This is a genomic window from Halarcobacter bivalviorum, from assembly GCF_003346815.1.
In the GTDB taxonomy this organism is placed as follows: domain Bacteria; phylum Campylobacterota; class Campylobacteria; order Campylobacterales; family Arcobacteraceae; genus Halarcobacter; species Halarcobacter bivalviorum.
In genome coordinates, this window is the sequence record NZ_CP031217.1 from 359,126 (window position 1) to 368,392 (window position 9,267).

At 32.3% G+C, this 9,267-nt stretch carries 11 protein-coding genes and 5 tRNA genes; 15 read left to right on the top strand and 1 reads right to left on the bottom strand.

Annotation, left to right across the window (positions count from 1 at the left end):
• Window positions 1-1,476 carry a 2,3-bisphosphoglycerate-independent phosphoglycerate mutase gene (gpmI, locus tag ABIV_RS01815; RefSeq protein ID WP_114838268.1) on the bottom strand — a complete coding sequence of 492 codons (1,476 nt, stop codon included), beginning with the start codon at window positions 1,474-1,476 and terminating at the stop codon, window positions 1-3.
• Between the two features lie 158 nt (window positions 1,477-1,634).
• Here gpmI and mraY point away from each other — a divergent pair, with 158 nt between their 5' ends.
• The 15 genes from mraY (at window position 1,635) to rplL (ending at window position 9,236) form a co-directional block, all read left to right on the top strand.
• Window positions 1,635-2,696 carry a phospho-N-acetylmuramoyl-pentapeptide-transferase gene (mraY, locus tag ABIV_RS01820; RefSeq protein WP_114838269.1) on the top strand — a complete coding sequence of 354 codons (1,062 nt, stop codon included), beginning with the start codon at window positions 1,635-1,637 and terminating at the stop codon, window positions 2,694-2,696.
• 8 nt (window positions 2,697-2,704) lie between these two features.
• The gene (gene murD, locus ABIV_RS01825; RefSeq protein ID WP_114838270.1) at window positions 2,705-3,865 is read left to right on the top strand and encodes a UDP-N-acetylmuramoyl-L-alanine--D-glutamate ligase; all 1,161 of its coding nucleotides are present in this window, start codon (window positions 2,705-2,707) and stop codon (window positions 3,863-3,865) included.
• Window positions 3,866-3,923: 58 nt separating this feature from the next.
• Window positions 3,924-3,999 (top strand) — tRNA-Phe (locus ABIV_RS01830).
• Window positions 4,000-4,017: 18 nt separating this feature from the next.
• Window positions 4,018-4,094 (top strand) — tRNA-Thr (locus ABIV_RS01835).
• 62 nt (window positions 4,095-4,156) lie between these two features.
• Window positions 4,157-4,241 (top strand) — tRNA-Tyr (locus ABIV_RS01840).
• 10 nt (window positions 4,242-4,251) lie between these two features.
• Window positions 4,252-4,328: transfer RNA gene (locus ABIV_RS01845), tRNA-Gly, on the top strand.
• Window positions 4,329-4,568: 240 nt separating this feature from the next.
• Window positions 4,569-5,777, top strand: coding sequence for an elongation factor Tu (tuf, locus tag ABIV_RS01850; protein WP_114838271.1), 1,209 nt, complete (start codon window positions 4,569-4,571; stop codon window positions 5,775-5,777).
• 9 nt (window positions 5,778-5,786) lie between these two features.
• Window positions 5,787-5,957: a 50S ribosomal protein L33 gene (gene rpmG, locus ABIV_RS01855; RefSeq protein ID WP_072682534.1), complete on the top strand. Its 171-nt coding sequence runs from the start codon at window positions 5,787-5,789 to the stop codon at window positions 5,955-5,957.
• Window positions 5,958-5,982: 25 nt separating this feature from the next.
• A tRNA-Trp gene (locus tag ABIV_RS01860) sits at window positions 5,983-6,058 on the top strand.
• 75 nt (window positions 6,059-6,133) lie between these two features.
• Window positions 6,134-6,316 (top strand): preprotein translocase subunit SecE, encoded by a 183-nt coding sequence (gene secE, locus ABIV_RS01865; RefSeq protein ID WP_114838272.1) that lies wholly within the window; start codon window positions 6,134-6,136, stop codon window positions 6,314-6,316.
• An 11-nt stretch (window positions 6,317-6,327) separates the two neighbouring features.
• Window positions 6,328-6,855 carry a transcription termination/antitermination protein NusG gene (gene nusG, locus ABIV_RS01870; RefSeq protein WP_114838273.1) on the top strand — a complete coding sequence of 176 codons (528 nt, stop codon included), beginning with the start codon at window positions 6,328-6,330 and terminating at the stop codon, window positions 6,853-6,855.
• A 107-nt stretch (window positions 6,856-6,962) separates the two neighbouring features.
• Window positions 6,963-7,388, top strand: coding sequence for a 50S ribosomal protein L11 (gene rplK / locus ABIV_RS01875; protein WP_114838274.1), 426 nt, complete (start codon window positions 6,963-6,965; stop codon window positions 7,386-7,388).
• 69 nt (window positions 7,389-7,457) lie between these two features.
• Entirely contained in the window at window positions 7,458-8,159 is a 702-nt protein-coding gene (gene rplA, locus ABIV_RS01880) for a 50S ribosomal protein L1 (protein WP_114838275.1), read from the top strand.
• Between the two features lie 158 nt (window positions 8,160-8,317).
• Entirely contained in the window at window positions 8,318-8,806 is a 489-nt protein-coding gene (rplJ, locus tag ABIV_RS01885) for a 50S ribosomal protein L10 (protein ID WP_114838276.1), read from the top strand.
• 55 nt (window positions 8,807-8,861) lie between these two features.
• On the top strand, window positions 8,862-9,236 hold the full coding sequence (rplL, locus tag ABIV_RS01890) for a 50S ribosomal protein L7/L12 (RefSeq protein ID WP_114838277.1): 375 nt from the start codon (window positions 8,862-8,864) through the stop codon (window positions 9,234-9,236).
• Window positions 9,237-9,267 lie beyond the last annotated feature (31 nt).

Sequence of the window (9,267 nt, forward strand, 5' to 3'; positions counted from 1 at the left end):
TTAAATTAATGCCTCATCCATCTCTTGTGGAATTTCTAAATTCATTAATTTTAAAATTGTTGGAGCGATATTATTTAAACTTCCAACTTTTACTTCTTTTACCTCTTTAGAGATTACAAAACAGTAAACATCTCCTACCGTATGGTTAGTAAGTGTTTTTCCTGCCTCATCTTTCATTTTTTCACAGTTACCATGGTCACTTGTTAGAACTATACTATATTCTAACTCTTTTGCTTTCTCAATGATTTGGCCTAACTCTTTATCCACAGCTTCAACAGCTTTTATACCTGCTTCATAAACTCCTGTATGTCCAACCATATCTCCATTTGCAAAATTAACTACAATAAAATCTGTTTGAGCATCCATAGCCTTTTGTACTTCAACACTTACTTCAGGGGCACTCATCTCTGGTTTTAAATCATAAGTTGCAACATCAGGAGAAGGGATTAAGATTCTACTTTCATTTAAAACAGGTTCTTCAACTCCTCCATTAAAGAAAAAAGTTACGTGTGCATATTTTTCAGTTTCAGCTGTATGAACCTGTGAAAGACCAGCATTTGAAATAACTTCTGCAAGAGTATTTTTAGGTGTCTCTTTTGGGAATAAAATAGGTAAAGGAAGATTTTTATCATACTCTGTCATAGTAGCAATATTTAAAGTTCCTTCAAATCTATCAAACTCACTAAAGTTTTTATTTGCAATTGCATTTGAAATCTCTCTTATTCTATCACTTCTAAAATTACAGAAGATAATTGAATCATTCTCTTTTAATCCTTCATATCCTTCAAAAGAAGTAGGAAGAATAAACTCATCAAAAATCTCTTCTTTATAAGAGTTTTCTACATACTCTAAAACATTTGTAGAAGTTTTAGGGTTTGCAAAAGCAATAACATCATGACCTTTTTTTACTCTATCCCATCTATTATCTCTATCCATAGTATAATATCTACCTGCAATAGTTGCAATCTTAATATCCTCATCACAAATATCTACTAGTTGAGTGATATATTCATTTGCACAATTTGGTGCAACATCTCTACCATCTGTAATAATATGGATAAAAACTTTTTTTGCTTTTTCTTTTGCAATTTTTGCAAGGGCAATTATATGGTTTATATGTGAGTGAACTCCTCCATCACTAATCAAACCAATTAAATGAACATTATTTGAAGAGTCTATAGTAGTTTTTAAAACCTCATTCTCTTTTAGAGTATTATTTTCAATAGCCATATTTATTTTTACTAAGTCTTGATATAAAACTCTACCACTACCAATTGTCATATGACCAACTTCAGAGTTACCCATTTGTCCATTTGGTAACCCAACATAGTTTCCATATGTATGAATTAATGAGTAAGGCTCATTTTTAAATAAGTAGTCGTAAGTAGGAGTATTTGCATTTTTAAATGCATTAAAATCATTAGAATCATTATGTCCAATTCCATCTGTAATTATCAGTATTGCTTTTTTTGTCATTCTATAACCTTAGTAAAAATATTAAGTAAATTTTTAGTATAATCTCGCGATTATATCAAAACTTACTCCTATATTTGCTGAAATATATTTCTTTATAAAAAGATAAAGGAGTTAGCTCACTACTCAGGGATTTCTTTCCTGATAATTAAGGTTAAAATTTGTTTTACTGGTTTTATAGACACTTAGACATAAATATTTTTCAATATATATCTGTTCGAGCAGGAATTGCTTTTTTTATCTCATTTTTTTTAACAATGTATCTGCTTCCTAAATTTGTAAGATGGGCAAAAGCAAGAAAAGCTTCTCAGCCAATTTATGAATATGCTCCTAATTCTCATCAAGAAAAAGCAGGAACACCAACTATGGGAGGAGTAGTATTTATTTTTTCAACAATTATTGCAACACTTTTAACTGTAAAATTAAATAACTTCTATGTTGTAGGGGCTTTATTAACTTTAGCTCTTTTTTCTTTAATTGGTATAAAAGATGATTTTTCAAAGATTGCAAAAAATGCAAATAATGCAGGTTTATCTTCGCGAGCTAAGCTTATCTTACAGTTTATCTCTGCTTTTATTGTGGCTACTATTTTAATAGTTTATAACCATACAACAACTTTATATACTCCTTTTTATAAGTATCCAGTTTTTGATATGGGAATGATAGCTTTAGTATTTTGGATTTTAGTTATGGTTGCAGCTTCAAATGCAGTTAATTTAACTGATGGTTTAGATGGTCTTGCAACAGTTCCTTCTATAATGGGATTAGTCTCTTTATCTGCAATAGTATATGTATGTGGTCATGCAATTTTTTCTTCTTACTTATTATTACCGAATATAAAAACTTCAGGAGAACTTGCTATAGTTGGTACAGCTATGATTGGCTCTTTAATTGCTTTTTTATGGTATAACTGTCATCCTGCACAAGTATTCATGGGAGATAGTGGTTCTTTACCTATTGGTGCTTTTATGGGTTATATGGCAATAGTTGGTAAATCAGAGATTTTATTAGTGATAATAGGTTTTATTTTTGTATTAGAGACAGTATCTGTAATTTTACAAGTAGGTTCATATAAGTTAAGACAAAAAAGAGTTTTCCTTATGGCACCTATTCATCATCATTTTGAAGAGAAGGGCTGGAAAGAGAATAAAATTATTGTTAGGTTTTGGATAATCTCATTTATGGCAAACTTACTGGCACTTATGAGTCTTAAAATAAGGTAAAGAGTATTATGATAAGAGTATTAGGTAAAGGGCTTACAGCTCAAGCAATAAAAGAAGAATTTGAAGATGTTATATTATATGATGATAGTGATTTTAATCAATATGATAAACAGTCAGAAGATATAACAGTAGTTAGTCCTGGTATTCCTCCTTTTAATGAAATGGTATTAAATTCAAATAATATAATAAGTGACTATGATCTACTATATAATGAAATGCCTTTTTCTATTTGGATAAGTGGAACCAATGGAAAAACAACTACAACTCAAATGTGTCAACATATCTTAAAAGATAAAGGAAGTCTTTGTGGAGGAAATATAGGTACACCTATTTCTAAACTAAATAAAGATTCTAAAATCTGGATTTTAGAAACCTCTTCTTTTACTTTTCATTATACACAGCATGCAAAACCCAATTTATATCTATTATTACCAATATCAGATGATCATGTTTCATGGCATGGAAATTTTCAAGAGTATGAGAAAGCAAAATTAAAACCTTTATCTATGATGGAAGAGGGTGAAATTGCAATTATTCCTGAAAAATATAAAGATATAAAAACTCTTTGTCATTTAATTACATATAAAGATAGTGATGATTTGTGTGAAAAATTTAATATTGATAAAACAAAAGTAAATTTTAAAGAACCTTTTTTGTTAGATGCATTATTAGCATTAGCTGCTAAGAAGATAATATTTGATGAGGTAGACTATATAAATATTAATACATATAAAGTAGATGAACATAAAGTAGAAGAATTCAAAGACAAAAAAAATAGAGTATGGATTGATGATTCTAAAGCTACAAATGTTGATGCAACTATAAATGCTTTAGTTCCATATATAGAAAAAAAGATACATTTAATACTTGGAGGGGATGATAAAGGTGCAAATTTAATACCTTTATTTGAATATTTAAAGGATTTAAATGTAGAAATTTATACTATTGGAAGTAATTTTGAGAGATTGAATGAACTTTCTAAAAAATTTTCATTAAATTTTCATGAGTGTAAAACTCTTAATATTGCTGTGGAAAAAATCTCACAAAAGCTTGATTCTAAGGGAGTTGGAATGTTATCTCCAGCTGCTGCTTCACTTGATCAATTTAGCTCATACAAGCAAAGAGGAAAAGAATTTAAAAAGCTTGTTTATGATTTAAGCTTACTTTAATAAACTTCTGTATATAATTTCACTCCAATTTAAGAAGGACGCAATCAAAAGCGTATCTGGCTCGGTAGCTCAGTCGGTAGAGCAAAGGACTGAAAATCCTTGTGTCGGCAGTTCGATTCTGCCCCGCGCCACCACTTAAATTACTTTTGGATGCTGGTGTAGCTCAGTTGGCTAGAGCAGCTGATTTGTAATCAGCAGGTCGGGGGTTCAAGTCCCTTCACCAGCTCCATTTATTTGTCGTGCGTAAGTCTTAAGACCAGCGCTTGACCAGAACAATAATGTCTTTTAACCGGTGAGGTTGGAGAGTGGTCAAATCCTACGGACTGTAAATCCGTCGCCTTAGGCTTCGAAGGTTCAAATCCTTCCCTCACCACCACGCAAATGTTGCGGGAGTAGCTCAGTTGGCTAGAGCCTCTGCCTTCCAAGCAGATTGTCGCGAGTTCGAGTCTCGTCTCCCGCTCCATTAATTATTTATTGATTACTGGGAGCTGAGTTATAACGCAAATTACTTTTATAACTCCTTTTTATTCAAAGTTAACTCCCATTAAAGTTTTTTTTAGTATTTTTTAAGTAAAATACCAGTCCACAAAAAGATAGGCGATATTTTTTTGTATTTATAATAAAAAAGATCCCCTCTGAATAGAGAAGCCATCGGGCTTATCTACTCAGAGGGCAATAACCAAAATTTTTTAAGGGGAATTTTATGGCAAAAGAAAAATTCGAGCGAAGCAAACCGCACGTAAATATTGGTACTATTGGTCACGTTGACCACGGTAAAACTACTTTAACAGCTGCTATTACTATGTGTTTATCATTAAAAAATGGTCAAGCTGCTATGGATTATGATCAAATTGATAATGCTCCAGAAGAAAGAGAAAGAGGTATTACAATTGCTACTTCTCACGTTGAGTATGAAACTGATAACAGACACTATGCTCACGTAGATTGTCCAGGTCACGCCGATTATGTTAAAAACATGATTACTGGTGCTGCACAAATGGATGGAGCTATTTTAGTTATCGCTGCTACTGATGGACCAATGGCTCAAACAAGAGAGCACATCTTATTATCTAAGCAAGTAGGTGTACCATACATCGTTGTATTCTTAAATAAAGAAGATCAATTAGATGACGAAGATAAAGAAGAGATGTTAGAATTAGTTGAGATGGAAGTAAGAGAATTACTTTCTGAGTATGATTTCCCAGGTGATGATACTCCAATCGTTGCAGGTTCTGCATTCCAAGCACTTGAAGAAGCAAAAGCTGGTACTCAAGGTGAGTGGTCAGAAAAAATCTATAACTTAATGGCTCAAGTTGATGAATATATTCCAACTCCAGAAAGAGATGCTGATCAAGATTTCTTAATGCCTGTAGAAGACGTATTTACTATCCAAGGTAGAGGTACTGTTGTAACTGGTAGAATTGAAAAAGGTACTATCAAACTAAACGAAGAGATTGAAATCGTTGGTATGAAAGATACTCAAAAAACTACTGTAACTGGTATTGAAATGTTCAGAAAAGAAATGGATGAGGGTGTTGCAGGAGATAATGCTGGTATTCTTTTAAGAGGTATTAAAAAAGAAGATGTTCAAAGAGGACAAGTTCTTGTTAAGCCAGGTTCAATTACTCCACACACTAAATTCAGAGGAGAGGTGTATATCCTTTCTAAAGAGGAAGGTGGAAGACATACTCCATTCTTCTCAGGATATAGACCACAGTTCTATGTAAGAACAACAGACGTTACTGGTTCTTGTGAATTACCAGAAGGTACTGAAATGGTTATGCCAGGTGATAACATTGAGTTAACTGTATCATTAGTTGCTCCAATTGCTCTAGAAAAAGGAACTAAGTTCGCTATTAGAGAAGGTGGTAGAACTGTAGGTGCTGGAGTTGTTGCTGAGATTATCGAGTAAGGATAACTTATGGGTAACGGTGTAAGCATCAAAATCGGACTAAAATGTGAGGAGTGTGGTGATATCAACTACACTACTTACAAAAACCCAAAAACTCATACTGAGAAAATGGCGATTAAAAAGTATAGTCCAAGATTAAAAAAACATACAATTCATAAGGAAGTTAAGTTAAAGTCGTAAGACTTTCTTAACTGCCTTTACTTAAAGGTCAGTAGCTCCAATGGTAGAGCGCCGGATTCCAAATCCGATGGTTGGGGGTTCGAGTCCCTCCTGGCCTGCCACTTGAAAAAGTTTTTTTAAAAACAGTTTCGACTTTTTTTAAAAGAATTTTTAAGCTTAAATATTTGGAGTCGATTGTGAACAAATTTAAAACATACTATAAAAATGCTAAAGAAGAACTATTCAAAGTAATTTTCCCTATCAAAGAACAAATCAGATCTGCTTATCTTTCTGTATTTGTAGTAGTAACAGTTATCACATTATTTTTAGCATTAATTGACACAATCATGTCTTTAAGCTTATCAGCTGTAATGAACTAAGGAAATAATTAATGGCACAACAATGGTATGCAATTCAAACACACTCAGGAAGTGAACTAGCAGTTAAAAGAGCATTAGAAAGACTTTCTGAAGAGATGGGAGATGGAAGAATCTCTGAAGTATTAGTTCCAACAGAAGATTTAATTGAGGTAAAAAAAGGTAAGAAATCTATTGTAGAGAGACCTTTATATCCTGCATATGCTTTTGCTAAAATCGATTTAGATACAGCATTATGGCATAGAATTCAATCAATGCCAAAGGTTGGAAGATTTATTGGAGAGTCTAAAAAACCAACTCCTTTATCAAAAAAAGATATTGATTCTATTTTAGATAAAGTACAAAATAGAGCAGCAGCTAAACCTAAAGTGTCATTTGATAAAGGTGAGACTGTTAGAATTAATGAAGGTCCATTTGCAAACTTTAATGGTATTGTTGAAGACTTTGATATGGCATCAGGAATTCTAAAATTAAATGTTTCTATTTTTGGAAGAAATACTCCTGTTGAAATTACTTATACTCAAGTAGAAAGAGTAGTTTAATTTTAATTATTTAGGCATTAGGCAATAAAACTTCGCTTCCATAGAGTTTTATTCCCTAATGCCTAAATCACATTAAAAACAATAATAAATTTATAAAGGAAAATAGCATGGCTAAACAAGTACAAGGTATTTTAAAACTTCAAATTCCTGCAGGTGCTGCTAACCCATCACCACCAGTTGGTCCAGCTCTTGGTCAAAGAGGGATTAACATCATGGAATTCTGTAAAGCATTCAATGAAAAAACTAAAGATAAAGCTGGTTATACAATTCCAGTTGAAATCTTAATTTATGGAGATAAAAGTTTTACTTTTACATTAAAACAACCACCAATGACTGATTTAATTAAAAAAGTTTCTGGTATTAAAAAAGGTTCAGACAATCCACTTAAAAATAAAATTGGAAAGTTAACTAAAGATCAAGTTATGGAAATCGTTGATATGAAAATCGCTGATTTAAATACTGATGATAAAGAGCAAGCTGCAAAAATTGTTGCTGGTTCAGCTAGATCTATGGGAATTGATGTTGAATTATAATTCAACAAACTAGCCTGACCACTGGCTTTAAATAGCGGTAGCAAAAAAATATAAATTGCGGAGAAAAAAATGGCAAAAAAAGTTTCAAAAAGATTTAAAGCTTTATCTGAAAAAATTGAAGATAAAAAATATTCATTAGCAGAAGCTTGTACTTTATTAAAAGATTTAAAATCTGCTAAATTTGATGAGTCAGTAGAAGTTGCATTAAACTTAAATGTTGATCCAAGACATGCTGACCAAATGATCAGAGGTGCTGTTGTACTTCCAAATGGTACTGGTAAAACTGTAAGAGTTGCAGTATTTGCTAAAGGTGCTAAAATGGATGAAGCAAAAGCTGCTGGTGCAGATATTGTTGGAAACGATGATTTAGTAGAAACTGTACAAGGTGGAGAAATTAATTTTGATGTATTAATTGCTACTCCTGATTGTATGGGTCTAGTAGGTAAATTAGGTAGAATCTTAGGACCTAAAGGTTTAATGCCTAACCCTAAAACTGGTACAGTTACTATGGATGTAACTAAAGCTGTAAACGATGCTAAAGGTGGTCAAGTAGCATATAGAGTTGATAAAAAAGGTAATATGCAAGCAGCAGTAGGTAAAGTATCATTTACTGAAGATGCAATCAAAGAAAATATTGAAGCATTTATTACTGCAATTAACAAAGCTAAACCTGCATCTGCAAAAGGTAAGTATGTTACTAATGCAGCAATTTCATTAACTATGTCTCCATCTATTACATTAGATGCAGCTGAAATTATGGATATCAAATAATTATATTAACTAATTAATATTCAATAGTGGGGATAAATTATCCCCACGTTTGAGTGTTAATCAAAGCACTACATTAAAAACTGAAGATAGCCGGTTAAGTACTACTCCTGTACTTTGTAAAACCTGCCGAAGTTGGATGTTTTGAAAGGAGAATTATTATGACTAAACAACAAAAAGCTGAAGTAATTGATTTCTTATGTGCTGAGTTTAAAGAGTCTCAAGCTATCGTAGTTTGTGATTTCAATGGTGTTTCACACAAAGACTTAGAAAAATTAAGAGTTGATGCTAAAGAATCTGGTGTTAAAGTTCAAGTTGCAAAAAACACATTAGTAACAGTTGCTGTTAAAAATGCTGAGTTAGGTGACATTGAGTTAACTGGAAACAACATTTTCTTATGGTCTGAAGATCAAATTTCTGCTTGTAAAGTTGCTGATAAATTTGCTACTGCAAATAAAGATAAGTTCGCAATTAAATCTGGTATTATTGAAGGTCAAATTGCTGATCTTGCAACTGTTAATGCATTTGCTAAATTACCATCTAGAGAAGAACTTCTTGGTATGCTTGCATCTGTATGGATGGGACCAGTTAGAAACTTTACTATTGGGCTTGATGCTCTTAGAAGAAAAAAAGAAGAAGAGGCTGCGTAATTTAAACGCAATTTATAAATATTAATAATAAAAAAAGAATTATAAGGAAAACGAAATGGCAATTTCTAAAGAAGACGTATTAGAATACATCTCTGGTTTATCTGTATTAGAGTTATCTGAATTAGTAAAAGAATTCGAAGAAAAATTTGGTGTATCTGCACAACCTGTAGCTGTAGCTGGTGCTGTAGCTGGTGGAGCTGTTGAAGCTGCAGAAGAAAAAACTGAATTCAACGTTGTATTAAAAGACGCTGGTGCTAAAAAAATCAACGTAATTAAAGAAATCAGAGCATTAACTGGTTTAGGATTAAAAGAAGCAAAAGCTATGGCTGAAGAAGCTGGTGCTGTAGTTAAAGAAGGTGTTTCTAAAGAAGACGCTGAAGCTGCAAAAGCTGCATTAGAAGCTGCTGGAGCAGTTGTAGAATTAGCATAATTTCTACACTCCCGTATATTTATATACCGTT

What these genes read in the sequence shown, in the direction of transcription:
- murD (WP_114838270.1), top strand. Translation starts at nt 2,705, where the DNA reads ATGATAAGAGTATTAGGTAAAGGGCTTACAGCTCAAGCAATAAAAGAA.
- rplK (WP_114838274.1), top strand. Translation starts at nt 6,963, where the DNA reads ATGGCTAAACAAGTACAAGGTATTTTAAAACTTCAAATTCCTGCAGGT.
- nusG (WP_114838273.1), top strand. Translation starts at nt 6,328, where the DNA reads ATGGCACAACAATGGTATGCAATTCAAACACACTCAGGAAGTGAACTA.
- rplL (WP_114838277.1), top strand. Translation starts at nt 8,862, where the DNA reads ATGGCAATTTCTAAAGAAGACGTATTAGAATACATCTCTGGTTTATCT.
- gpmI (WP_114838268.1), bottom strand. Translation starts at nt 1,476, where the DNA reads ATGACAAAAAAAGCAATACTGATAATTACAGATGGAATTGGACATAAT.
- tuf (WP_114838271.1), top strand. Translation starts at nt 4,569, where the DNA reads ATGGCAAAAGAAAAATTCGAGCGAAGCAAACCGCACGTAAATATTGGT.
- rpmG (WP_072682534.1), top strand. Translation starts at nt 5,787, where the DNA reads ATGGGTAACGGTGTAAGCATCAAAATCGGACTAAAATGTGAGGAGTGT.
- rplA (WP_114838275.1), top strand. Translation starts at nt 7,458, where the DNA reads ATGGCAAAAAAAGTTTCAAAAAGATTTAAAGCTTTATCTGAAAAAATT.
- rplJ (WP_114838276.1), top strand. Translation starts at nt 8,318, where the DNA reads ATGACTAAACAACAAAAAGCTGAAGTAATTGATTTCTTATGTGCTGAG.